Genomic DNA, 24,742 nt, shown 5'->3' on the forward strand with positions numbered 1-24,742 from the left:
TCCAAGCTCTGAACGCGCTCAGTGAAGCGGCCGAGCAGGTTGGAGGAGTATAAGGAATTTCTTTAATCATATACACACTTTTTTCAACTACACGGTTGACAGAATTGCTCTGATTCTGTTCAATCGTCTTTTTTTGTTTAAGCGCAAGACAACAAAGCCGACTGCTTTGGCAATCGGCCCTTTGGCGAGAAACTTTTGCCGGGTCACTCGCACTTTTATTTTAACCCTTAACACCTTTTTTTGACCTACATTCATTTTTTGCAACACAATAATTTTAACTGTAATGAAAGCAGCCGGGCCGAGGCATAATCATTATGTCCGATGTACACTCTATCCTTAACAGGAAGGAGCTGACGCTTATGCCATATGATCGTAGACCTGATATAACAGATGGAAATCCGCAGACTGAATATGAAGATACCCGGCCGCACATGAGAACAGGCTTTTTCCCGACGCAGCCGGACCGGACCGCGCTTCCTTCAGAGGACGACAGAAGCACACAAAATCCTGCTCCAGCCCATAAAGAACATAAGTAGGCATTTTTACCAGCAGCAGGCCTCGTAGGAGAGCCTGCTTTTTACATGTTATACGGGCCACTCGTTTAGGCACAACAAAGAACAGTCGCTGTATAAATAGCGAAAACAGAAGCAAATTATGGGAAACGAAAAAAAGGAGAACACATTCATTATGCTTCAGTTTTTAAACGAACTGCTGTTTCAACAACGCAAAAAAAAGAACGGCACCGACAATAAAAAACAGCAAGCTTCGGCCCCGCAAACCAGTTCAACAACCATGGAGGAGCCTGTCAGCTCTTCGTTGATGGATACAGTGGCATATTTAAATTATAAAATGGGCGGCAGCTCCGATTTCATTGCCCGGGAGTTTCGGGACTCCGACGGCGTTTCCAGAGTTGCCGTTATCTATATTGACGGTCTCGTTGATCAACAGCTTATGGGCAAGCTGATGGAGGGTATCGTCTCAGATCAATATAAACAGCTCTCCCAGCAAACCGATCCCGCGGAATGGCTGAAGAATCAGCTTCCTGTCGGAGACGTTCAAACAATGTACGGCAGAGAAACGCTGCTTCAGGCCATTCTGGCAGGACAGACCGCCATTATTATCGACGGGGTGCAGTGCGCATTCACCACTCCCATACAAGGCGGAGTCCGGCGGTCCGTAGAGGAGCCATCTTCACAAACGGTCGTACGCGGTCCCAAAGAGGGCTTCACGGAAGACATTGGGACCAACATAGCGCTGCTGCGCCGCAAGATCCGATGCGCCGATCTGAGATTTGAGTCCCGCACTCTGGGCCGCTATACACAGACCAAAATTGCTGTTGCATACATTCAGGGGATCGCCGACCCGGAAGTGGTCAAGGAAGTATCCAGACGTCTGGATACCATTCATACCGACAGCATACTGGAAGGTGGTTATATCGAAGAGTTTATTCAGGACGGTGTACTCTCTCCATTCCCTACCCTGCTGAATACAGAGCGTCCCGATGCGATTGCCGGGGGGCTCCTGGAAGGATTAGTCGCCATATTTATTGATGGAACCCCGTTTGTCCTGCTTGCGCCTGTTACATTTTTCAGGTTTTTTGCCTCTCCGGAGGACTATTACCAGGGCTTTTACCTGGCTTCCTTTTTACGGATTATACGCTTCGGTTCCTTTCTTGTCGCGTTGCTGCTTCCCTCCCTTTATATTGCAACGACGACCTTTCAGCAGGAAATGCTGCCAACGACGCTGCTCATCAGCCTGGCGGCCCAGCGGGAAAATACACCTCTGCCCGCTCTGCTTGAAGCTTTCGTTATGGAGCTGACCTTCGAGATTATACGTGAAGCAGGGGTGCGAATGCCGCGGGCGATCGGCCCCGCCATCTCCATCGTTGGCGCGCTCGTGCTGGGCCAGGCCGCCGTACAGGCGGGTCTCGTATCAGCAGCCATGGTCATCGTCGTCTCCTTTACGGCGATCTCGAATTTCGTGCTGCCTTATATTAATATGGCCGCGTCCATCAGACTTCTGCGTTTCATCCTCATGATACTTGGCGGCTCGTTTGGCTTATACGGTATTCAGTGCGGATTAATTCCTATTATGATGCATCTCGTTTCACTGCGTTCGTTTGGTGTTCCTTATTACACACCGGTGAGTCCGATTTATTTCCACAGTCTGAAGGACTTGGTTATTCGCTTGCCCTGGTGGAGGTTGAAATCTCGGCCCGCCGTGCTTGGGGATCAAAATCCCATGCGCCAGGCAGCAGAACCGGATTCGTTTGTCCAGCAGGAGCGGAACCATGAGCGAGATCCACTGCCTTAAGGAGGCTAATCATGTACCGAATCAGAGTGTCAGGGATTCTACTTATGACGGCAGTCATCCTCACCGGCTGCTGGAACCGGACGGAGCTGAATGAATTGGCCATTACGACAGCGACGGGGATAGACCGCTCGCAGCATGATTGGATTGTCAGCTACCAGAGCATTGTTCCTTCTACAGTGGCTTCTTCTACAGGAGGATCGGGGGGAGGAGGCTCTCAGCCTGCTGTCCATACGTTTTCGCTCCGAACGAAAACCATCCATCAAGCGATGAACGACAGCAGCATGGAAAGTCCACGCCGGGTATATGTGGCCCACAATCACGTGCTTATCATTAGCCAAAAATCTGCTGAACAAGGGCTCAGTGAATTGCTGGATTATTATCTCCGCAGTGCGGAAACCAGGGAGACGGTGGGTATGGTGATCACAGATGGGAAGGCCAGCGATATGCTCAAGAACATGATCCCCCCCGAAAAGATTCCGGGAATGAGTCTGTCAAACATTCTGGAAAGAGAGACGGAAAATGTATCCGTCTATCCTTCGGTTTCCGTGTTTGAATTTGCACAACATTTTTATTCGGACGCAGGCGGACAAATCGTGCCGATGATCGGGCTCACAGGACAACAAAGCGCTAAAAACATGGACAAGCTACGGTCGCTGGACATTCTCAAGAAAACGTCAGCTCCGGTCAAGATTTCGCTCACCAAAGCGGCTGTTTTTAACGGAGACCGGTTAGTCGGATTTCTTAACCGCAGTGAGAGCTACGGTCTCTCCTGGCTCAACAGAAAGATCAGAGGCACCGAGCTGCCTCTTCCCTGCTCGGCATCAGAAAGCTCCGGCAGACTGGGATCCGTCAGAATCAACAGAGTGAAAACTCATTTTAATCCTGTAAAAACGGGCTATCATTATACGATGCAGGTTCGAGTGAAGGTCAGAGGTGTCTTGTCCGAATCCGCCTGTCAGCAAGACCTGTCCAAACCGGAAACTATCCGCAGCCTTGAGTCCATACTGGAAAAACAGATTGAAAAAGACATTTATACAGGCTGGGACAAAATACAGAAGCTTGGGGTAGATGCTTTGGGTTTTGCAGATAAAGTACACCGAAAGTATCCCGGTCAATGGAAGAGCATCAGGAAAGAATGGCCCCGGGAATTTAAAAAGATGGATCTGGATGTTCAAGTAAAAGCAACCATCAGACGAACAGGACTTCTAAAGAAAACGTTGAAATAAAGGAGCAGCATGATGAGCAAAAACGCAATTCGGATCTCTGAACTGGTGGCCGTTCTGATCCTTTATGAAATAGGCAGCACAACCCTTTATTTACAGGGAGCAAAGGCTCTGCAGGATGCCTGGGCAGTGATGATGATCGGAGCATGCGGCGGCTTTTTGCTCCTGCTCATGTACCTATGGATCTTTCGTCTGGATCCGCGGCGGGATCTGTTTGAGCTGTGCATCCATTATCTGGGCAAGATTGCCGGCGGTTTTATCGGGTTATTATTCGTAGGTTATTTCGCCTATGAAGCCTCACGTGTGACGAGAGATCTCGCGGAGCTGACTGCGTTGACCCTGCTGGACAGAACTCCTTTAGTTGCCATTGTACTGATGACGCTGCTGGTGTCTTACAATGATGTGAGATACGGCCCAAAATCCGTTTTTCTGATCACCCTTACATTGCTTCCTATCGTCGCTGCAGGATACATTATTTTGCTGTTACTTCTCTCATTCTCAGGAAGAATCCAGCTGGAATACATATTTCCCGTGCTGGAAAACGGATTGTTGCCGGTATTTAACATCGCCTTTCCCACCAGTATCACATTTCCGTTCGGCCAGGTTGTCATCTTACTGGTATTCTTCAGGCTTCTCGATGCAAACCGGAAGCAGATTAATAAAGCGGTCATGCTTACCTACGGTATTGTGGCATTGATTCTGATCCTGCTGAATCAGCTGAACATCGTCGTTTTGGGACCAAAGCTTGCAGCCATGTTTACCTACCCGCTGCTTGAGGTGGTGCGGCTTATCAACATCGTCAGGGTGTTTGAACGGTTGGATGTGATTTTCGTACTGATTCTGTTTATGGGTCTTGGTACCAAAATTGTAATTTTTTATACCGGAGCCGCAATCGGCTTTTGCAGGATAACAGGTTTAAAATATAAAGCCTCGGTAGTCCTGTCGGGCATCATTATTTTTGCCTGCTCACTTTTCCCGGCAAACTTTACCGAGTATATATGGATTGGCCTCAATTTTACTGTAATATGGGTCTGGCCCATTTTCCAGTTCGTTCTTCCCCTGCTTCTGCTGCTGATGATGCTAATCCGGAAAAAGAAACGGCAGCAGCAGCCGGAAGATGCAGTCCCGGCAGCAGCAGAAAGAGCCTGAAACTCCCAGTCATTTCCCGGGTAGCTTTCAGGCTCTTTCGTATTTTGGCGCCTCTGCAAGATGCCCATACCGGAGAATTATCCTCCGATGTGCGACATTTCCACCTTGGCAGCCGATGTGATGATCTTACCTGTCCCGCGTTCGAGAGAATATTGGTCATGCCGGTTGCCCCAAATGGATGAGATGGCAGCGGCGAGCTCCTCATCACGGTTATCGGACCGCAGCAAATGCTGCAGCGGGTGCCCTTGCGATGCGAAAAGACAGGTATACAACGTTCCGTCTGCCGACAAACGGGCACGGGTGCAGGATGAGCAAAAAGCCTGGGTAACCGATGAAATAAATCCGACTTCTCCTCCGCCGTCCAGAAAACGGTAACGGGACGCCACTTCACCGAGATAATTCGGTTCAACCGGCTCGAGCGGCCAACGCTCGCCGATCCGCTGCAGCAGCTCCTTCGTGCTAACCACATGCTCCCTGTTCCAGCCATTGGTATTGCCTACATCCATATATTCAACCATGCGCAGAATATGGCCCTTATTCCGGAAGTATTCGACCATAGGCAGAACGGCTTCATCGTTGATTCCCTTCTGCACCACCATGTTGATCTTCACCGTCAGGCCTTCAGCCGCGGCGGCATCAATCCCGTCAAGCACGGGTTGAACCCGTCCTTTTCCCCCGTTCATGTACAGAAAGGTATCATCATCCAGCGCGTCCAGGCTGACTGTAACGCGATGAAGCCCGGCCTGCTTCAGCTTGGCTGCATTCCTGACCAAAAGGCTGCCGTTGGTCGTAAGCGAGATATCCTCCACGTTCAGCCCTGCAAGCCTTGTAATGATCTCCGGCAAATCCTTGCGCAGCAAGGGTTCGCCCCCGGTTATGCGCAGCTTGCGCACGCCGAGCGAGACAAAGATGCGGGCCAGTCTGCCGATTTCCTCCGCTGTCAGCATATGCTCCTTGGGCAGGAATGCATAATCCTGATCAAAAATTTCCGCAGGCATGCAGTAACGGCAGCGGAAGTTGCAGCGGTCTGTGACCGAAATACGCAAGTCCCGCAAATGCCTGCCGTGCTGATCGTATACAGTCATAGATATCCCCTTTCTGCCGCTGCATAAGCATCTCATGCTGATTTATGTGTAATACTCCTAGGGTACCACAAATTACCCCGTCGTGTCCCTCATCACCCAGTATAAAAGAGTGGATATTTTATGCACGCAGCTTCCTCACAATATGTAAAAAGGATGCCCCAGGTCAGCGGACCTTCAGGGCACCCTTTCAAACTCGCTTTCTTTTACTTCACACCATTATACACAAAAGCCTTGATAATCGACCGCTGCGCAAAAAAGAACACGATCAGAATCGGCACGACCAGAATAAGGTTGCCTGCCATCAGCACATTCCACGTCGCCACCCCTTCGACCTCACGTATTTTCGCAATGCCAAGCGGCAGTGTGCGGGCCGTTTCGTTTGTTGTCATGACGAGCGGCCAGAAATAATCGTTCCAGTGGCTGATGAAGCTGAACAACGCGAACGTAATCAGGGCCGGTCTGGCTGCGGGAACCATAATGCGGGTGATGATTTTCCACTCCTTGGCCTGATCCAGCCGCGCCGCCTCGATCAGCTCCTCGGGCACCTGCCGGAAGGACTGACGCAGCAGGAAAATGCCGAACGCGCTGGAGGCAAAGGGCAGGATTAGCCCCAGATGCGTATTCAGCAGGTTCCACGCGCTGAGTTCAAGATAGACGGGCAGGAAAATGAGCTGTGACGGAATCATCAGCGTCACCATGACCAAACCGAACAGCAGCCCCGAACTTTTAAACCGATAACGTGCAAAGGCATAGGCCGCCGGAATGATTGTCAGCATCTGCAGGACAAGAATGCCTACCGCAATGAGCACGCTGTTCATAAAATAATGCAGGAACGGCCCCGAATTCCACGCCTGCGCAAAATTCACCCACTGCGGGTCCTGCGGAATCCATTCCGGCGGGAAGATCATCGTCTCCGGCATCGTTTTCAAGGACGTGGAGATCATCCAGGCAAAAGGCAGGGCGAAAATCAGCACCAGCAGCAGCATGCCGATCACGTTGACAATCCTCAGCACGGCATTCATCGTTCTGGCCGCCATGGCGCCGCTGCCCGCTTCTTCCGTCATCTTCATTCCGCCGTGCTCTGCCGCAGGCTGTACCACTCTCATATTAAACTCACCTCTCTCCATTACCGGTAATGAACACGCTTGGACAACATTTTGAAGTATATGACAGTCAACAGCCCGACAATGATGAGCAGCACTACGCCGGCCGCGGAGGCATATCCAATCTTGAAGAAACGGAAGCCGTTCTCATAAATATAATAGACAAGCGTGTTGGTCGAATTGACCGGACCACCCTGGGTCATGATGGCGATCGTTTCAAACACCTGAAAGGAGCCGATCATGCTCATCACCGCCAGAAAAAACAGCGTCGGCGACAGCATGGGCAGCGTCAGCTTGCGGAAGGTTGTCCATGGCCGCGAGCGGTCCAGCGCCGCCGCCTCATACACGCTTGGAGGAATGCTCTGCAACCCGGCGATGAATACAAGCGTGTTGAAGCCAATTCCCTTCCACACCGCTACGATGACCAGCGAAATCAGCGAGGTGTCCGGATGCGAGAGCCATTCCAAGGGCCCGAACCCGAACAACCCGATGACCCAGTTCAGCAGGCCGTATTCCGGGTCCATCAGCCAGCTCCACAGCAGCGAGATGGAAACCAGTGATATGATATGCGGGCTGAAAATCGCTCCCTGCACGAACCCGTAAAACAAGCCCGAGCGGTTCAGCCATAAAGCAAATGCAAGCGATATGCTTAAGGTCAATGTCACCGTCAAGATGGTATAGATCGTCGTATTGGCAAGCACCTGCAGAAACTGCGGATCACGGAGCAGGTCCGTAAAGTTTTGCAATCCGACATACTTCTTCACCGGACTGACGAAATTCCAGTCGAAGAAGCTGAGATAGATCATATAAAAGATAGGATAGATGAAAAACAAGGCAAATATGACCAGGGCCGGCGACACCATCCCGTAAGGACGAAGCTTTTCCCAAACGCTCATATCAAATACCCCCGACGGATACGAGTCCGGGCTGAACGGTCTCAATTCCCCGCAATCTGCTGCCGTCCGCCGCAAAATAATAGAGTCTGTCGTTCGGAATGCTTACAACGGCCTGGTCTGAAGCTTGCAGCGGCTCCAGAAACGTTTTGACCGAAAACACGCCTGCCACCGACCGGATCTGGTAAATGTTCTCCGCGCCCAGGCTTTCGCGGGTCACGATCTGCCCCTCCAGCCGGATGCCGTCCGTATGATCACCGCGGTTCAGCGATGCATGCTCCGGCCTGAAGCCAACATATTTAACGGTTGCAGAGGCCGCCTGTACAATCGGCAGACCTTTTACCTTAACCGCCTCCAGAATATTCATGGCAGGTGTGCCGATAAATTGGGCCGCAAACTGATTGTCCGGATCATGGTACAGCACGTCCGGGGATGCAGCCTGCTGTATGACCCCCTGGTTCATAATGACAATGCGGTCCCCCATCGACATGGCCTCAACCTGGTCATGGGTCACGTAGACGAATGTCGTGCCAAGCCGCTTATGCAGCTGAATCAGCTCCGTACGCATCTGGTTGCGCAGCTTGGCATCCAGATTGGACAGCGGCTCGTCAAGAATGAACACCTTCGGCTTCTTCACCATCGCCCGCGCCAAGGCCACCCGCTGCCGCTGTCCGCCCGAGAGCATCTCGGGCTTTTTCTTCAGATAAGGTGTCAAGCCGACGATCTCGCAAATGTCCTGAATGAGCGCTTCTCTCTCCTTCTTCGGAACCTTGCGGTTTTTCAATCCAAACTCGATATTTTCCCGGACGTTCATCGTCGGGTACAAGGCATAATTCTGAAAAACCATCGCCACATCCCGCAGCCCCGGAGCCGTGTTGTTTACGTTGCGGTCGTCGATCAGAATATCGCCGCTCGTCTGCCGATCCAGTCCTGCGATCATGCGCAGTGTCGTCGACTTTCCACAGCCCGACGGACCGACCAGCACCGTAAAGGAGCCGTCCTCAATCATCAGATTTAAATCCTTGATGACCTCGTCCTGCTGAAATGTTTTGTAGATATGCCGCAGCTCGATCTTAGCCATGCTATCACTCCTTAAGACAGGATTTTATTTGGCAAGCAGCGCGTTCGCCTGCTCGGCAGCCTTATCCATCGCTTCCTGCGGGGCTACCTTCGGATCCAGTATGGCCTTCTCAATCGCTTCTTTCACGATCTTCGCGACTTCCGGATATGCCGTTTCCATCGGACGCGGTCTTGCATATTCAAGCTGGTCTACGGCCACTTTATACTGCGGATGCTCCTTATACAGAGTCTGCAGTTCCTCGCTCTCCAGCGCCGATACGCGGGTTGGCAGGTAGCCGGTGTGCTTGCTCTGATATGTTGTCGCTTCCTTTGTCGTCATAAATTTGATAAATTCCCATGCTGCGTCCTGCTGTTCAGGGGTAAGGGCGGAGGTCATGACCAACTGGCAGCCCCCAGTCGGAACGCCGTAACTCTTGTTGGCAGGCATAAAGGATGTCTCCATTTCAAAACCGTTGCCCTCTGAAATTTCAATAGCAGCGGCTACTCCGGCGGTCGAACCGAACTTGAATGCGGACAGCTGATTGGCCCAGTCCTTGTCCGCCGTTGCGCCCGCTTCGTCGCCGACCGGAATTTTAATCAGCTTCTCGTTCGCAAGCTTTTTCCAGAACTCCACAGGTGCGACACCTTCCGGTGAATTGAAGGCTGCGCTCTTTCCGTCTGCCGACAATACCTGGCCGCCGCTCTGTGCGACAAGCGCTTCGTAGTACCAGATATCCGCCGGCATCGTCATGGCATTTTTGCCTTTTTCCTTAAGAACACGGCCGTATTCTTCCAGCTCAGCCCAAGTTTTCGGCCCGGACGGGTCAAGTCCTGCTTCCTTGAGCATCGTTACGTTTTTATACAAAATCGGAGTGCTGCGCATAAATGGCAGTCCGTAAAGCTTGCCGTCCACATACGCATTTCCCATCAGTCCCGGATAAAAATCGTCCATATTGACTTCAGCCGCATCCCGCTCCGCAAATGACGTCAATTCCGTCAGCATGCCGTAACGGGCAAATACGCCGGTCGAAGCAATCTCCAAATCCGATACGGCAGGCGCGTCCTTGGCCGCAAAAGCCGCCTGCACCTTGGCATGCAGATCGTCATAGGTTCCCTGATATTCAGCTGTCACTTCGATGCGGTCCTGCGATTCATTGAATTCCTTGACAAGATGCTGTTTGGCTTCCTCAGCCTTGTCGCCCCAGGCGTACCAGTACTTGATCTTTATCTTTTCCCCGCCTGTAGATGACGCAGAAGCGCTTCCTCCAGCATCTGTTTCGTTGCCGCCGCAGGCAGCCAGTGTCACCATGCTCAGCAGCAGCATCCATACTCCAAGCTTTTTCATTGTCCCAATCCCCCTCCAGTAATGGGCTGGTCGCAAAAAAAGAGACCTTATACAAACCGGTGGCTGATGCGCCGCCGGTCTGATAAGGTTTCTCCTCAGCTCCAACCGTTTGTTATTCACTTGTCCCCATTGTAACGGGGTTTTGTAAAACGTGTGTTTGGACTGTATTAACATTATGTTTACTTTGACGGCATGTGTGCCGGGCGCCGCCACAGCTCCGGCTTGGAGGACGACACAGCCGTTGTACCCTGCCGGAAGCAGGCCTCCGCATGCTCCCACTCATAAAGAAGTCCCCCGGTGATGATGGGAATATTCGTCATTTCCTTTACCCGGCCGATCATTTCCGGAATGCGTGCAGGCATAACCTCGATAATATCCGGTCTAACTGACTCGATGCTTTTCGCAATATTGTCCAGTCCTTCCGTATCCACCAGAAAAAAGCGCTGAATGGTGATGAGCCCCAGCTTTTGCGCCGTCTTGACCACACTTGTTTTCGTCGTGACGACACCGGTTGGCCTCACTGTTTTGGCCAGATAGTCAAGACCGTAGGCATCGGTGCAGAGCCCGCCAATCTTTTCAAGATGCAGAAATACAGGCAGATCATGCTCGTGGAACAAGTCCGTGTAACGCTTGATCACTCCGATATTGCCGGTCATGAGAAAGACTCCGCTTAATTGCTCCTTCAGTCCCAGCGCTGTTTCGAAGTGCTTTGGTTCCTTGATCGCTGCGATGACTCCCAAATGGGCCAGTCTGTCCAAAAATGCCTGCTTGCTGTTCGCCATTGACCGTTCCCCCCGTTGAGTTAAACTTTGAAAAAAGGGCGGCTGTCGGCCGCCCGCTTGCAACTTTATAGAGGCTGGACTGTAGTAGGGGATGCAGCAATCGCCACAATGCAACCGCGATCCGCATCCGCTCCACATGCGCCCGGGGTCGGACGAAAATGCTTCATATGTCTGTGCAAAACGGCAGCATGCTCTCCCAACTCCGGCTCGTTCATATCCACCGCCGCAACCCTGATTTCTCCGCCCTCAATGTCTACTATCCGAAAAGACCGCGAATCCAGGCAGGCTGACAGCTGGACGAACGTCCATTGGTCTCTGCGGGCGATGGAGTCCACATGTGTATGTCCGTTGAAGTACAGCCCTATACCTTCCTTTTGGCTTAAAACGGCCCACAGATCCACATCCGGATGAATCGATCCTTTATCGGCCGCCGAGCCTGCGGTTGTATCATAAACAGGATGATGAGCGAACACGAGCAGCGGCTTGCTGCCGGACAGCTTCACCATTTCCTCCAGCCAGTGCAATTGTTCGTCATCCACCCAGCCGCTCCAATCCTCAAAATCCATTTCACGCGCCGTATCCAAAAACACCAGCATGGCTTCATCCGTCATTACCGCATGATAGCGGGCTTGTCCGGTAAAATCGAGCACATCATGCTTCGGCTGGCCATACACATCGTGATTGCCAAGCACATGATAGAAGGTTCTGTCATGGTTTCTAATCCACTGATATACATCCTCCAGCTCGCTTGGTGTCCCGAAGTTGGTCAAATCCCCCAGCGAAATATGTGCATCCGCCTCAAGCTCCAAAAAACGGCCAATAACGGCCTCATAAAACTTTTCTCTTGCCTCTACCCATTCCTGAACATGCGCGTCCGCATCATGATAATGCAGGTCTCCCATCAGAACCAGTTTCATCGGTTTGTCTCCTCCCGGGTATGAAGTTATCCCCGATTATAGGCAGGTTTTGTAAATTGGGAATAGAAATTAGATGAAATGTATGTAAAAAGGTATACTTCAGGCTTAACGGAGCTTTCGGCTTCTACATTGTTCCTATTCGGTCGTTGACCCAAACTCCGTAATTTTCATCTTAACATCATAGGTAATATGAATCTGGCTAAAGGTTTTATCCCAATCCTTCTTGAGCTTTTCCCACAATCGGGGATGTTTAATACGCAGCTGGTCGCGAAATCCTCCAACATCCACATGATAAATATTCTGCATCTTGTTCAGCACCTGCTGTATCTGCTTACCGGCAGCTTCCTCAAATTGCTCCTCCAATTCATGAAGATACTTGGTCGTTGAAGGAATTTCAGGCGCACTCCAGTCTTCCATGAGACGCCCTTCCGATTCGATCTGGACATGAAACGATATTTCATTCCCTTGCACTTTAGGAATAATCCGGCTTTTAACGTTTTTTATTTCATAGGTTATCGTGTATCCGCCTTTTGGCGCGTAAGTTTTCAATGCCCCTCCCCGGCTTCCCCCCATGATCCAGGATAACCCTTCCAAATCCGTTTCCTCTAGTTCTCCAATCCATTTTTTTGTCTTCCCTTGATAAACTCCCGCCCCCGAAAATCTGGGCTCTCCTTTAACGTTCGTGACCACATTTTGCAAAAGAAAGCTGGAGCCCGACTCCATTAGTGCGTCCAATTTGGCCAGAGTCATTTCGGGCAAGATTTTGTTGCTGCGGAAACGGTTGTCGACAAGTCCTCTTAAATAAAAAGCCGGGATCTCTCCGGATTCAACCGCGTTTAATGCATCCGAAGCTTTTTGGTGGCTTACAACTACAAGACAGCTCGGTCTGATATCATTATCACGGAGAATAAAGTCAAGCATCTGCTCCATGCTATACTTCTTCGATAATTTACTTGAAACCACAATGATCTTCAGATGATGGCCGATCAGCGGCCGGTCATTGCGTAAAGCAAATTGACGGAAAATTTGTATGATCGAGTCTCCAGTCATCTGCTCATTGAGGAAGCCCGTTTCAGAAGCCGAACCGCTCGACGTGCCTTCTTTCTTCCCTCCCGCCTGCGGAACAAGCTGAACTGTGACTGTAAGTGCGTCTCTTTTGGGAAAATCGTGGTTCTGATTATTGGATTGCTTATTTTTCTGAACCGAATCAAATCCCAATCCTACATAGACACTCAAATCTTCAATCTCGTTGCTGCTCCAGCAGCCTGTCATAAACAGCAACAGTATGGACATAACCACACACCCTATTTTTTTGCTATGACTGATCATTAAGTCGGATCCCTTTCTTTCGTATGATGCTCAGCATTAGCAGCAGCAAAGGAACGGCGCCAAATAAATAAATGGAGGCGTTGCCGATGAAATCTCCGAGCTTGAATACCTGATCCAGGGACTGGGGAACCATGGCAAAGATATAAATAACAGGAAGCATGATGAGCCGAAATGGCGTTATTTTCTTCCGCAAAAGCTGAGCGCATCCTAGAGAGGCTGCATAATGCGTAAACGTATAGGTCGAGAACATCTGCATGATCCATATGACCAGCAGCAGCGATTCGAATCGCTCAAAGATAAGCCCTTCCATTTCAAAGCTCCGCATTAAATCCAGCGTAGGCCAGGTTTTTGTCTTTACTCCATCAACAGATAAACCTCCGACTGTCATAATCAATGTGATCAGATAAATGACCAGAGACGTCAGGATACCGGCGATCATAGCCTTTCCCCCCTTGCGGGGAGTACTCATAAAGGCCATAACCACAAGCATGCTCTCGTAACCCGTGAAGGCAAGCAGCGTAGGCTTCAAACCATTGAAGACCGGCATGATTCCCGAGCCCAGCACCGGACGGAGATTATCAGTGTCAAAAATGCTGCTGCTTAAAAAAATTGCGGTTAAAAAAAAGACCAGCGTAATCGGCAGTATGATTTCGTAAAGGCGGGAAATAGAATTGATACCCCCCATAATTAAATAAAATCCGATCCACATGAACACCAGCACAATAGCCCACTTCGGCGTTCCCTCCAGCAAGTAAAGACCTGTAACTTCAGCCATAATTCTGGTTTCAAAAGCACAAATCGTCAGAAAGAATATGATAATCGCTGTTCCGAGAATAAAGGAAATCCATTTTCCGGTAATCTCTTGGGCAAATTGAAATATGGTTTTTCCGGGAAATTTGCTGCACAGCTTTACGATAATAAAACCTGCGATCATCACGAGCATCCCGGATATGAGAATAGAAATCCATACGTCCGGGGTTTTAACAGCCTCCACGGTCGTGCGGGGAAGTGTCAGAATGCCGGCGCCCAGCATGTAATTGATAATGATAACGGCAGCTTGTGCTGTCGTGATCTGATCTTTGTTCCGGCTCATCCTGCAACACCTCTCTCCTCGAAAAATTCCTGTTTTACCGGCGCACCCGGTCTTTCGGATTCAACATAAGCGGACGCTTTTTCATCCATTTGAACGGGACACGAATAAACAAGTCCTTCCAGTCACTCGGCCTGTAAGGGACCATCGGGGTTACGTAAGGCACTCCAAAGCTTTTCAACCGGACGAGATGGCTGCAAATCAGCAAAAAAAACATAACTACCCCGAACAAGCCAAAGATGGCTGCACTGAACATGGCGGCAAAACGAAAAATTCGCAGCGTGAGACCCGCGCTGTAAACCGGGATAGCAAACGAGGAGATGGCTGTTATGGCTACTACAATGACCAGAAATTGACTCACGATCCCCGCCTGTACAGCTGCTTCGCCAATGATCAGGCCGCCCACGATGCCCATCGCCGGACCAATCGGCCTGGGAAGACGGATACCGGCTTCCCGCAAAATTTCAATGGATACCTCCATGATCAACGCTTCTATAATGGATGGAAAAGGCACTCCCTTTCTCGTCTCAATAATCGTAATTGCGAGTTTGGTGGGGATAAGCCCAGGGTGAAAAGAGATAAAAGAGATATAGAGCGCAGGAGCCAGAAACGCCAGGAAGGCGGCGAAGAAACGAAGCAGCCGAACAAAAGACCCTGGAATCCATCGTTCATAATAATCCTCCGGAGACTGCAGCAGCATACTGAACGTTGCCGGCAGGATCAATGCAACAGGAGTCCCGTCGAGCAGTATGGCCACCCGGCCTTCAAGCAGTGCGCTGATGACACGGTCAGGCCTTTCCGTATTTTGCAGCTGTTGAAATGGACTTAGTATATTGTCTTCAATCAACTGCTCAATGTAACCAGATTCAAGGGGATCATCAATCTCAATGCTGCGCACCCTTGCCTCTACTTCCGCTACCAGCCCAGGATCAGCGATGCCTTTCATATGAGCTATGATCAAGTCCTTTTTCACGACATTTCCAATCTGGAATTTTTGCAGGAACAGAGCATCGTTTTGTCCTTGCATTCTCAGCAAACCGGTATTATCGCCTATCTTTTCCGTAAATCCGCTGCGCGGCCCGCGCAGAAGAATTTCAGACAAGGGCTCTTCCGTATTTCTGCTTTTGCCTTTGGCAGAGCCTACAAGAATGGCCCCCTTCATTCCATCAATCATGAGACCGTTTTGTCCGCCCAGAACCGCCCGTGCCAAATCCGGCAGCGATGCTGCCTCACTGATCTCAGTAACCGGAAGGAGATGGGTCACGATGTATTTTTTTATCTCTGGGCTCGCCCAATGTTCAAACTGTTCACTCTTCAGCGAAGCAAGGCCGTCTTTCATCAATGGCGTGATTAAGTGCGTATCGATCAGATCGCTGTTGAACAGGCCGTCAACATACAGGAGAGCCGCACGTATGGTTGTTCCCCGGATGACAAATTCCCGAATGCGCACGTCAGAACTCTGAGCGAATGTAGCTCTAACGGTGTTCAGGTCCATATCATATTTCCCTGTAAGGGGGAGCTCGCCCCAGGAATTACCTTTATCTTGATGATCGTTGGCCTGTTTGGAGCTTTTGGCAATTGAACCGGACCGGCCTGTATTTAAGTATGGCTGCAGCCGTTTGGTTGCTGTCAAGAAGAGCAGAGGGATGGAGAGAAGGACAACTGCCTGCAGCAGAATGGCCCAATCCGGAATGAATGAGCGTATAACGGACCACAAAAGTATCTCCTCACAATCTTCAAGATGATTTAAGTCAGAAGGTATTTTTACCAACCTTATCCTTAAACATTCCTAGAAAATGGTGACGGACCGGATCAAGACGCAGAGATTTTAAACGTCTTCAGGGTATTGCCAAAACGTAATAATTACGATAACATTCTAATCGTAATTATTACATATCAGGAGGACCCCATATTTTGTTTACTTCGAACCGAAACAAATCCGTACTGGCCCTAATTTCTCTGTTGGTTTGCATCAGCCTGTTAAGCGCATGCGGGCATGCTGAGCCAAGCAGGGAAGACGCCTCGGTCCGCAAGCATATCAGCTTCTTGTACAATTTCTCCACCAGTTCGCTGGATCCGCATGTGGACTCCAGCTACGTTCCGCTTAGAGCCGGTATAACGGAAACGCTGGTCAGGCTGGATGAAGATAATCTAACCGTTGCGCCCTGGCTGGCTGAAAGCTGGGAAAGCCCAGACGGGCAGCATTGGACAATCAGACTGCGGGATGACGTCACCTTTCAGAACGGCAAAAGCATGACAGGTGAAGCTGTCAAAGCCTCTCTGGAACGGGCGCTCAAGGAGAGCGCAGCCATCCGGAATGCACTGAAAATTGACACGATCGTGGCGGACGGACATACGCTGAAGATTACCACGGCTCAGCCCTTCCCTGAATTTGCATCCGAGCTGGTCAATCCGAATGTCTCCATCATCGATGTAACTGCACCGGATATCGTCAATCACCCGGTCGGCACCGGCCCTTTCAAACTCAAGGCTTTTACGCCCGGAAGCAAGCTGGAGGTGGAGCGTTACGATGAATATTGGGACGGGGCTTCTCCGTTGGATTCCGTAACCTTCGCGTTCAATGAAGATGCCAATGCCCGTTCCCTCGCGCTCAAATCCGGGCAGGTCGATATTGTGTACCGCCCGGAGGTCGAGAGTCTGCAGTCGCTTGATGCCGTGGAAGGGATCAAAGTCGAATCGACAGCTACTTTCCGAGTGCATCAGCTTACCATGAACATGGAACGGGAGAGCATGAAGGACCTCAACGTGCGCCGCGCCATGGATGCACTGATTGACCGCCAGGAAATTGTGGATACGATCTTGATCGGATATGGCGAGCCTGCCATTGGCCCGTTCCTGCCTTCCCTGCCGTTTGCTCCCAAATATGAAGACAGCAGGCTGGAGAATGGTCCCGAGGCGGCAGCGCAGTATTTGAAGAAAGCAGGTTACACAATTCAGAACGGCATTATGCAGAAAAATGGGAAACCTTTGCAGTTGACACTGCTGACTTACTCCGCCAGGGCTGATCTGCCGCTGATTGCTCAGGTATTTCAATCCGATGCCAAGCGGATCGGGATTGATGTGCAAATTCAGCAGATTGATACCCCTGAGGAATATATGGCCACCAACCGCGACTGGGATCTGGCGACCTACAGCAACCTGACAGCGCCACGCGGGGACGCCGGTTATTATCTGAACGCCACCTATCACCCGACAGGAGCGCTTAACTTTAGCGGGGCTTATGAAGAAGAGCTGACAGCAATCATTGACGAGCTTAACCGCACCGTTGAGCCCGGGCAGCGGGCCGTGCTGGCTGAAAAGGCGGCAAATTATGTGCACAGAAACGTAGTCAACTCCTTCGTGCTTCATCCTTCAACCATCGTTGCCTACAATGAGAACAAGATTGCCAACTGGGTGACGACAAGAAGCGAGTACTACATGATGACCAATAAGCTGGATGTGAAAAAATGATTCGGATTCTGACCCGCAGATTTGCGGAAGTGCTCCTGTTTATGTTGTTTATCACGTTTATCAGTTTTCTGTTTATTCGCCTTGCGCCCGGCGACCCGGCACTCACGATACTGAATGTGGATGAGTTGTCCGTAAGCCAGGAACAGGTAGAGGCCCTGCGCGAGGAAATGGGCTTCAACAAACCGCTGCTCGTACAGTACGGTGTTTGGCTGTTTGATTTTGTACGGCTCGATTTTGGGCAGTCCTATGTTACAGGCCAGCCGGTTATGGAGATGGTTTTGACGGGGCTGCCCACCACACTGGAATTAACCGCAGGCGCGCTGCTCATCATGCTGGCGGTATCGGTTCCGCTCGGTTCGCTGGCGGCATTGTACCGCAATAGCTGGATTGATCAGATCAGCAGAATTTTGTCCATTATCGGTGCGGCTGTTCCCAGCTTCTGGCTGGGCCTGATCTTCATCGACCTGTTTGGCGTGCGGCTCAACTGGCTGCCGACCATGGGCAGGGACGGATTCCAGTCCCTGCTTCTGCCATCCCTGACGCTCGGACTTGCCATCTCAGGCGTGTATGTGCGGCTGCTTCGCTCCAGTCTGCTCGATTCGCTGAGCCAGGAATTCATTCGCGCAGCGAGATCACGCGGCCTGTCCGAACGGCGCATCTTTGTGAAACATGCGTTCCGGCACAGCCTTCCGCCGGTCATTACCGTATTCGGTGTCAGTCTCGGCAGCCTGATCGGCGGTGTGGTGGTTGTTGAGGTGTTATTCGCTTATCCGGGTATAGGCAAACTTGTTGTGGACGCGGTCAGACAGCGGGATTACCCGTTGATTCAGGGGTACATTCTTATTATGGCTGCCTTTGTGTTTGTGGTGAATACGGCTGTCGATCTGTCTTACCGTTATCTGAATCCGGAAATGAAGCTGAAAGAAAAGGAGGCGCGGCCATGAGAACTCAGTCTCTTTGTCGTATGGGCAGACAGAAGTACACCTGGCAAGCTGCCATTGCGCTTCTGTTTGTGCTGCTGGCGGTGGCTGCAGCCCTGTATGCCTTCGTATATCTGCGGCACGACCCGACACTGACCGACCTGAGCAGCCGGCTGCAGGATACCAGCCTGCAGCATCCGCTCGGTACCGATCATCTGGGGCGTGACGTATTAACCCGGCTGCTGCTGGGCGGCCGGCAGACGCTGGGCTACAGCCTGCTTGCCTTGACGGCAGCGCTGATGATCGGAGTTCCGTTCGGCCTGATCTCCGGTTACTTCCGCGGCTGGACCGATCGGATTCTCATGCGTATTGCAGATAGCTTTCTTGCCTTCCCGGACACCATCGTTGCGATTGTGCTCAGTGGTCTGCTCGGTGCGGGAATCGGCAATTTGGTGCTGGCCATCGTCACCGTAAAATGGGTCAGCTACGCCCGGTTAGTACGCAGCACGGTCCTGGCTGAATCACAGAAGGAGTACGTGCTGATTGCCCGCATTAATGGCTTGTCTCCCGCCAGTATCATGCGCAAGCATCTTTTGCCCCATATTGTAGGCAATGTGCTTGTACTGGCCAGTCTCGATCTCGGCAAAATCATTCTGCTGATTTCCGCCTTTTCTTACATCGGGCTTGGTGTACAGCCGCCGCTTGCCGAATGGGGGGCGATGCTGAACGATTCCCGGCCATATTTTCAATCCAAACCCTTACTAATGATCTATCCGGGTCTGGCGATCGTCGTGGTGGTCCTGCTTGCCAATATGCTGGGGGATTATTTGCGCGACCGTTTCGATGTAAAAAAGGAGGTTCATTTTTGATCTTATCTATTGAGCAGCTATCCGTTCGCAGCCGGGAGAAAGCACTTGTTCATGAGGTAACGCTTTCTATTCGCAAGGAAGAGTGGTTCGCTCTTGTAGGCCAAAGCGGCAGCGGAAAAAGTCTGCTCTCGCAGGCCATCGGGCAAATGCTGCCGCCTAATCTGGCAGCGCACGGTCGAATTTTTTTTCAGGGGCTGGATTTGCTGAGACTGCCTCCATCGCGTGCACGATCCTTACGCGGCAGCGCACTGGCATATGTCTTTCAGGATTACCAAGGCTCCTTCACTCCGTTCCGAACCATCGGCCAGCATTTTGAAGAGTATCAGAAGGCGCATGGTGTTGCTTCAGCCGGAGTACGCAAGCAGCAGGCCATGGAGGCGCTCGAATCGGTGGGGCTGGACGGCCAGCTCCTCTCCCGTTACCCGTTCCAGTTGAGCGGGGGGCAGCTGCAGCGTGCGTCAATTGCCATCGCGCTCCTGCTGTCGCCCAAGCTGTTGATTGCGGATGAAATCACGACAGCGCTGGACAGTGTCTCTGGTCACCGCATTCTGCAGCTGCTTGCTGACAAACAGCGCCAAACGGGCTGCGCCATCCTCTTCATTACTCATGACTGGCGTCATGTCAGACGTTATGCCCAGCGTATCGCTGTTATGAAAGAAGGAAAAATTGTCGAATCCGGCAGCAAGCAGCATATACTGGAACACCCGCAGCATGACTATACCCGGAGGCTCATACAGGCAGTGCCTGTATTACCTGTACCCGACAGTAACTTATCTTCCGGTCTGATGGAGGTGGGGCAACGATGAGCCTCTTGGTTGTAGATCGTCTGACCAAATCCTACCGGGAGAGCAAAACTGCGGTGAACGGGTTTTCTTTTCACCTTGATAAGGGAGAATGTCTGGGACTTGTGGGAGAAAGCGGCTGCGGCAAGAGCACATTGGCCCGCTGCCTGCTGCGTATTGAAACCATCAACAGCGGCTCCATTGTGCTGAATGGGCAGCCGCTAGAGCACCTTAATGAACGCAAGCTGAGGCCTTACCGCAAGCATATGCAGATTGTGTTTCAGAATGCGTCCGCTGCGCTCAATCCGAAGCTGAGAATCAAAGACTCCCTGATAGACCCTTACGAACAGTTCAACCATCAGCTAAAATTGAAGCATTTCACGTATACTTCCAAAGCCGCTTATATCAGGCAGCTGCTCGAGGCTGTTGAGCTGCCGGCCTCTCTCGCCGACCGTTACCCGCATGAGCTGAGCGGCGGCCAGCGTCAGCGTGTAACCATTGCCAGGGCCATCGGTATTGAGCCGGACATCATTGTGCTGGACGAGCCTACGGCCAGCCTTGACGTGATCTCCCAAGGGACAGTGCTGGACCTCTTGACATCTCTGCGCACTCATCTGAATCTGTCCTATCTCTTTATCTCGCATGACCTTGCCGCTGTGCACCAAATGAGCCAGCGTGTTCTTGTTATGAAGGAAGGCAGACTCGTTGATCAGTTCGACCGGGATCATCTATTTCAGGAAGACCGTCATCCATACACCAAAGAGCTGATCTCGATTTTTTAAGTATATATAGGCTCCCCGCTGTCTGCTGTGGGACGCTCCGGGAACGAAGCATTCCTTTAATCGATGTTGCCCCCGAATTTTGTTTCATTATTATTAAACGGAAGAAATTCGGGGACAGCCTCTTCTGAGTTTTTATAATTTTGAAGCTATGTACCTTATGGTCTTCTAATGGAAAAAGTATGCCACCCCACGGGAAGGCCTTTAAAGCTGATTTGGCCATCGCTTATCAAACTCCATACCCGGTAACTCAGGAAATCATAGTCTATCAACTGATTAATTTGGTTGTAAAAATGCAAACTCAATTGTCCGGCCGGAACATAACCGTCTTCTTCAGCTTCTGTGCTCTGAAGCGCTGTTAAAATTTCCATGATCATGCCATCCAGCTCATCCTCAGGCACTCCAACAATTTGGCCGTTGCGCAGCAAACGGAGACAGTGCTCCTGGCTGGACAATTCAAGCCACTCCGCCTCATACTGTTTTCTTGCCTCGCTGCTCAAAGGTTGGGTCTGTTCAAAATCGCGGATGATTTCTTGAAATTGATCCAGCTCGATCTGGCCTTGAAAATAAGGAATTTCTGCATCATCACCACCAAACTGCCTCCGGTACGCTTCCGACACATTGATGACATGAATCGGCTGCTTCCGGTTTCTTAAAAGATATGCGGCAAACCGGAGTCCCGTCTGATCATGGGCATTGTTGGCACACCAGATGAAAATGGACTTGTGCTCCGCTATATTGACCAAGGTCTTCATCATTGGAGCGATTTGGTGCTCCCTATTATGCATTTGATTAAAAATATAATGATTCACCCGATTCTGCATCCAATCTGCTCTGCTTCGTTGTCCTTCTTCAGTATGCAGCTGATAAATCGGACCGACTGAAAATATATCGTTAAAGGCAAGCACCTTGCTTGCCTGTCGTTTACCCAAATTGCTTAACGTAACCTTCATAGAGCCGGCATCCGACTGGCTGAACATGATATGTACGTTTTTTTCCTGCTCTTCCCACTCTCTTTGCAAATTCCTCTCGTAAGCCAGCCGCGAGTCAAGTAGATCAAGGATTTCCTCAGCCGTGTACTTCTTTTTCTCATCGTGCCTAGCGGCACCCTGAATTTCTTCGACCAAATGCCTCAACAGGCTGCGGCTTTCTCCTTCCTCCAAATAGCCCCATTTTTCTATAAAATCCTGCAAGCTGCCACCTCCTGAATTTGGTTATTTTCCCTGTTACTCAATATTTCGCTTAAGTTTACGACAATTCCTCCGATAAAAGTATATAAAGTCTTTTACACATAAGGAGGAGCACGATTGACCCAACATTACAGCAAACAAGAAACAGACGCATATCTGGAGCATTCATCGGATACGCCGATCAGTGTGAAGCTGCTTTCCGCTCTTTTGGCGATCGGCGGAGCGATACTGCTGATTACCCAAGCGGCTTTGTTCAGCCGTTTCAGTGAGTTGTCTCCCCTGCTCGGCGTGTCAGGATGGGTAGTTCAGGGAGCCGTCGCTTTTCTCGGAGTGCTTGGCGTCGCCGCAGGGATCGGTCTCTGGCTTGGACGCCAATGGGGCTGGTGGCTTGCCCTGTTCTATTTCGCTAATGGAGTATGCCGCAACATCAATGCCATGATATCCATCCCCGGCATTTACGAGGTCTACGGCAGTGAAGGAGATGTATCCATGATGGCATCGTACATAAGAAAAACGTCTATCGACGTAATTCACAGAAGCCAGACCGCGTTTAGCGGAAGTTTTTCTTGCGATATTAGGAGGATTAATCCAAGAAGTTTATACTTTCTAATATCTTAAAATACGGATTTCGCACTCTATGGGACGTTCTTTTGCTTTATTGGTTGTGCAGGGATACCGCTGCTTATCATTCCGGGACAACCCATGTCAAAAAGGTAAAGGCGCTGCTGACCGTATTCGGTGCAAGTCTGCTCATCTTTGTTCTAGCAGCCTTGCTGGGCTAAGCGGATATTGGATTCCAAAAAAAAGGACCCTGCTAAAACTCAGCAGGGTCAAGCATCTATATAAAGGGGGTTATTAATTAAAACTATAATACCTGTAGATTAAGGCAATATGAAGAGAAACTAAAATTCCACTTAAAAATCGAATTTCGGCAAAACTTTTGCCGTTTGAAAGGATTGCATCTTTTCATCCGTGTTTCTTGTCACCTTTGCGAAGCTTGTCCCCCTTCCAGCCGCCTGTAAACGGCTCCGGCTCGCGCTCTATAATGTCCATGGCTTTCTCCGTTCTCCGCCCTTTGAACAAAGTGATAATCTCCTCCAGATCCTCGCGATCCAGCAAAGTAACCCCGTTGGCGCCGGCCAAAATAGCGCAGGATTCGGTATATCTGCCGGAAGTAATGACAATAGACTTGTGCGCCCGGTAATAATTCATGGAGGCATAAATCTCCTGAACGGCTCCCAAGCCGACCGGACTCTGCATCCCATAACGCTTCGCCTGCACCACATTCCGCAGTCCACTGCGGTCGGTGAACACAAGATCCGCCCCGAAATCACGGCTGCCTGTCGTCTTGTACACCTCTTCATAGCCCAGTTCGGTAAACAAACGATACAAGTAAGTTTCAAATTCGGAGCCGTCCTCCATCCGGTCGATGTCCTTCATTGTAATTTTGCGCGGATTGAGCTCACGCAGCACACGTGTCCTTCGGCGGCGTATCCATCCAACGACGAACGCCGTCAAAATGAGCAGCCCTATAATCCATGCTGTCAATGGTGTTAAATAGGTATGTATGATGTCCATGTTCTGTTACCTTTCTGTTTTTCCAAACGATACGCCCTTAAAAATAGGTTTCACGCATCGGGCTGTTCTTCTTCCGCTCCCGTGACTTGATCAGGATGTAACGCTGAAGCCCGTTGGCTCCTTCGATGGCAAGGTCTCCATACTTCTCGGCTTGATCATGCTCCCCCTTGCGGAAGGCAGCCTCCGCCTCCAGTGCATGGATGAGGACCTGCTGCTTCAACTGCGCTTTCTGTGCCTCGAAGTCATCCCAGTCTCTTTTATAGATGGCAATCAGCGCTTTGGAATAATGGCGGATATTGGAATGCTTGATCTGATCGGCGATACGCTCCGCCTCAGCCATATCCCTTCTCTCCAGGTCAAGCTGAATCTTGGTCATAAGCTGCATTTGCGTGCCTTTAACCTTCTCCTGCTCGCGGGCTGCCGTTTCCAAATCACCATTGACTAAGTAAAAGATCATTCTGAAATAAGGATTTTCAGCCTGCTTCAACACCTTTTCAATCTTGGTATGATCCTTCATAAGCTTAACAACATAGACGGTGTAAGCAAGGTTGATGATCTGGATTACGGCCGCTGCGCAGAGCGCCCAGACCATGGGCTTTAAGGAAGTTCCACCACCGGTCATTCCCGGGTCGTCACCTATAAATCCCATAACTGATCCAATCACGACCGCAATCGCGAGGAGCCAGGGCCATTTAATTAACTGCAAACGATTTTCCCCTCCCACTGTAATTTTGCATGGCTGCTTTTAATAATCTCATATTTTTTTATTGTAACTAAGGTATAGCTCTATTACCATAAGCAAGAAAAAATATACCCCGTCTGATTAGACGGGGACACATTGTACTATCTAATGAGACATTCCTTT

Annotated in this window: 24 protein-coding genes; 11 read left to right on the top strand and 13 right to left on the bottom strand. The window is 50.6% G+C overall.

Annotation, left to right across the window (positions count from 1 at the left end):
- Window positions 1-359: 359 nt before the first annotated feature.
- The 4 genes from ACE5KN_RS12785 to ACE5KN_RS12800 all read left to right on the top strand — a co-directional run bounded on the left by ACE5KN_RS12785 (window position 360) and on the right by ACE5KN_RS12800 (window position 4,685).
- Window positions 360-536, top strand: coding sequence for a hypothetical protein (locus ACE5KN_RS12785; RefSeq protein ID WP_375527853.1), 177 nt, complete (start codon window positions 360-362; stop codon window positions 534-536).
- Between the two features lie 151 nt (window positions 537-687).
- Window positions 688-2,313, top strand: a complete 1,626-nt coding sequence (locus tag ACE5KN_RS12790) for a spore germination protein (RefSeq protein ID WP_375527854.1) — start codon at window positions 688-690, stop codon at window positions 2,311-2,313.
- Window positions 2,314-2,324: 11 nt separating this feature from the next.
- Entirely contained in the window at window positions 2,325-3,539 is a 1,215-nt protein-coding gene (locus ACE5KN_RS12795) for a Ger(x)C family spore germination protein (protein ID WP_375527855.1), read from the top strand.
- Window positions 3,540-3,551: 12 nt separating this feature from the next.
- On the top strand, window positions 3,552-4,685 hold the full coding sequence (locus tag ACE5KN_RS12800) for a GerAB/ArcD/ProY family transporter (protein WP_375527856.1): 1,134 nt from the start codon (window positions 3,552-3,554) through the stop codon (window positions 4,683-4,685).
- Between the two features lie 77 nt (window positions 4,686-4,762).
- Here ACE5KN_RS12800 and moaA read toward each other — a convergent pair whose 3' ends face one another.
- The 10 genes from moaA to ACE5KN_RS12850 all read right to left on the bottom strand — a co-directional run bounded on the left by moaA (window position 4,763) and on the right by ACE5KN_RS12850 (window position 16,005).
- Window positions 4,763-5,770, bottom strand: coding sequence for a GTP 3',8-cyclase MoaA (gene moaA, locus ACE5KN_RS12805; RefSeq protein WP_375527857.1), 1,008 nt, complete (start codon window positions 5,768-5,770; stop codon window positions 4,763-4,765).
- A 203-nt stretch (window positions 5,771-5,973) separates the two neighbouring features.
- Window positions 5,974-6,807 (bottom strand): carbohydrate ABC transporter permease, encoded by an 834-nt coding sequence (locus ACE5KN_RS12810; RefSeq protein WP_375527893.1) that lies wholly within the window; start codon window positions 6,805-6,807, stop codon window positions 5,974-5,976.
- Between the two features lie 89 nt (window positions 6,808-6,896).
- Window positions 6,897-7,769, bottom strand: a complete 873-nt coding sequence (locus tag ACE5KN_RS12815; RefSeq protein ID WP_375527858.1) for a carbohydrate ABC transporter permease — start codon at window positions 7,767-7,769, stop codon at window positions 6,897-6,899.
- 1 nt (window position 7,770) lies between these two features.
- Window positions 7,771-8,847 carry an ABC transporter ATP-binding protein gene (locus ACE5KN_RS12820; RefSeq protein WP_375527859.1) on the bottom strand — a complete coding sequence of 359 codons (1,077 nt, stop codon included), beginning with the start codon at window positions 8,845-8,847 and terminating at the stop codon, window positions 7,771-7,773.
- A gap of 24 nt (window positions 8,848-8,871) precedes the next feature.
- On the bottom strand, window positions 8,872-10,170 hold the full coding sequence (locus tag ACE5KN_RS12825; RefSeq protein WP_375527860.1) for an ABC transporter substrate-binding protein: 1,299 nt from the start codon (window positions 10,168-10,170) through the stop codon (window positions 8,872-8,874).
- A 179-nt stretch (window positions 10,171-10,349) separates the two neighbouring features.
- Window positions 10,350-10,952, bottom strand: coding sequence for a glycerol-3-phosphate responsive antiterminator (locus ACE5KN_RS12830; protein ID WP_375527861.1), 603 nt, complete (start codon window positions 10,950-10,952; stop codon window positions 10,350-10,352).
- Between the two features lie 65 nt (window positions 10,953-11,017).
- The gene (locus tag ACE5KN_RS12835) at window positions 11,018-11,869 is read right to left on the bottom strand and encodes a metallophosphoesterase family protein (RefSeq protein WP_375527862.1); all 852 of its coding nucleotides are present in this window, start codon (window positions 11,867-11,869) and stop codon (window positions 11,018-11,020) included.
- Between the two features lie 135 nt (window positions 11,870-12,004).
- Window positions 12,005-13,198, bottom strand: a complete 1,194-nt coding sequence (locus ACE5KN_RS12840) for a Ger(x)C family spore germination protein (RefSeq protein WP_375527863.1) — start codon at window positions 13,196-13,198, stop codon at window positions 12,005-12,007.
- A complete protein-coding gene (locus ACE5KN_RS12845) occupies window positions 13,185-14,291 on the bottom strand; it encodes a GerAB/ArcD/ProY family transporter (RefSeq protein ID WP_375527864.1) in 1,107 nt (368 codons plus the stop codon). Before ACE5KN_RS12845 ends, ACE5KN_RS12840 begins: the two co-directional genes overlap by 14 nt.
- 34 nt (window positions 14,292-14,325) lie before the next feature.
- A complete protein-coding gene (locus ACE5KN_RS12850) occupies window positions 14,326-16,005 on the bottom strand; it encodes a spore germination protein (protein WP_375527865.1) in 1,680 nt (559 codons plus the stop codon).
- Between the two features lie 197 nt (window positions 16,006-16,202).
- On the opposite strand from ACE5KN_RS12850, the gene nikA reads away from it, so the two are divergent.
- Genes nikA through ACE5KN_RS12875 form a run of 5 tightly spaced genes read left to right on the top strand, consistent with a single transcriptional unit; the run spans window position 16,203 to window position 21,112 of the window.
- Window positions 16,203-17,759, top strand: a complete 1,557-nt coding sequence (gene nikA / locus ACE5KN_RS12855; protein WP_375527866.1) for a nickel ABC transporter substrate-binding protein — start codon at window positions 16,203-16,205, stop codon at window positions 17,757-17,759.
- Window positions 17,756-18,703, top strand: coding sequence for a nickel ABC transporter permease (nikB, locus tag ACE5KN_RS12860; RefSeq protein ID WP_375527867.1), 948 nt, complete (start codon window positions 17,756-17,758; stop codon window positions 18,701-18,703). Before nikA ends, nikB begins: the two co-directional genes overlap by 4 nt.
- Window positions 18,700-19,548, top strand: a complete 849-nt coding sequence (gene nikC, locus ACE5KN_RS12865; RefSeq protein ID WP_375527868.1) for a nickel transporter permease — start codon at window positions 18,700-18,702, stop codon at window positions 19,546-19,548. Before nikB ends, nikC begins: the two co-directional genes overlap by 4 nt.
- Complete coding sequence (locus ACE5KN_RS12870; RefSeq protein WP_375527869.1) at window positions 19,545-20,354, top strand: ABC transporter ATP-binding protein; 810 nt, start codon at window positions 19,545-19,547, stop codon at window positions 20,352-20,354. Before nikC ends, ACE5KN_RS12870 begins: the two co-directional genes overlap by 4 nt.
- The gene (locus tag ACE5KN_RS12875; protein ID WP_375527870.1) at window positions 20,351-21,112 is read left to right on the top strand and encodes an ABC transporter ATP-binding protein; all 762 of its coding nucleotides are present in this window, start codon (window positions 20,351-20,353) and stop codon (window positions 21,110-21,112) included. Before ACE5KN_RS12870 ends, ACE5KN_RS12875 begins: the two co-directional genes overlap by 4 nt.
- A gap of 155 nt (window positions 21,113-21,267) precedes the next feature.
- Here ACE5KN_RS12875 and ACE5KN_RS12880 read toward each other — a convergent pair whose 3' ends face one another.
- Window positions 21,268-22,302: a DUF1835 domain-containing protein gene (locus tag ACE5KN_RS12880; RefSeq protein ID WP_375527871.1), complete on the bottom strand. Its 1,035-nt coding sequence runs from the start codon at window positions 22,300-22,302 to the stop codon at window positions 21,268-21,270.
- A 114-nt stretch (window positions 22,303-22,416) separates the two neighbouring features.
- Between ACE5KN_RS12880 and ACE5KN_RS12885 the strand changes: the two genes are divergently transcribed.
- Both ACE5KN_RS12885 and ACE5KN_RS12890 read left to right on the top strand, forming a co-directional pair.
- Window positions 22,417-22,917 (top strand): hypothetical protein, encoded by a 501-nt coding sequence (locus tag ACE5KN_RS12885; RefSeq protein ID WP_375527872.1) that lies wholly within the window; start codon window positions 22,417-22,419, stop codon window positions 22,915-22,917.
- Between the two features lie 32 nt (window positions 22,918-22,949).
- Window positions 22,950-23,081, top strand: coding sequence for a hypothetical protein (locus ACE5KN_RS12890; protein WP_375527873.1), 132 nt, complete (start codon window positions 22,950-22,952; stop codon window positions 23,079-23,081).
- A 184-nt stretch (window positions 23,082-23,265) separates the two neighbouring features.
- On the opposite strand, the gene ACE5KN_RS12895 is transcribed toward ACE5KN_RS12890, so the two are convergent.
- Together ACE5KN_RS12895 and ACE5KN_RS12900 are read right to left on the bottom strand one after the other, a co-directional pair.
- Complete coding sequence (locus ACE5KN_RS12895; protein ID WP_375527874.1) at window positions 23,266-23,877, bottom strand: restriction endonuclease; 612 nt, start codon at window positions 23,875-23,877, stop codon at window positions 23,266-23,268.
- A 37-nt stretch (window positions 23,878-23,914) separates the two neighbouring features.
- Entirely contained in the window at window positions 23,915-24,583 is a 669-nt protein-coding gene (locus ACE5KN_RS12900; RefSeq protein ID WP_375527875.1) for a hypothetical protein, read from the bottom strand.
- Window positions 24,584-24,742 lie beyond the last annotated feature (159 nt).

This window comes from Paenibacillus terreus (assembly GCF_042138595.1).
In the GTDB taxonomy this organism is placed as follows: Bacteria; Bacillota; Bacilli; order Paenibacillales; family Paenibacillaceae; genus Paenibacillus; species Paenibacillus terreus.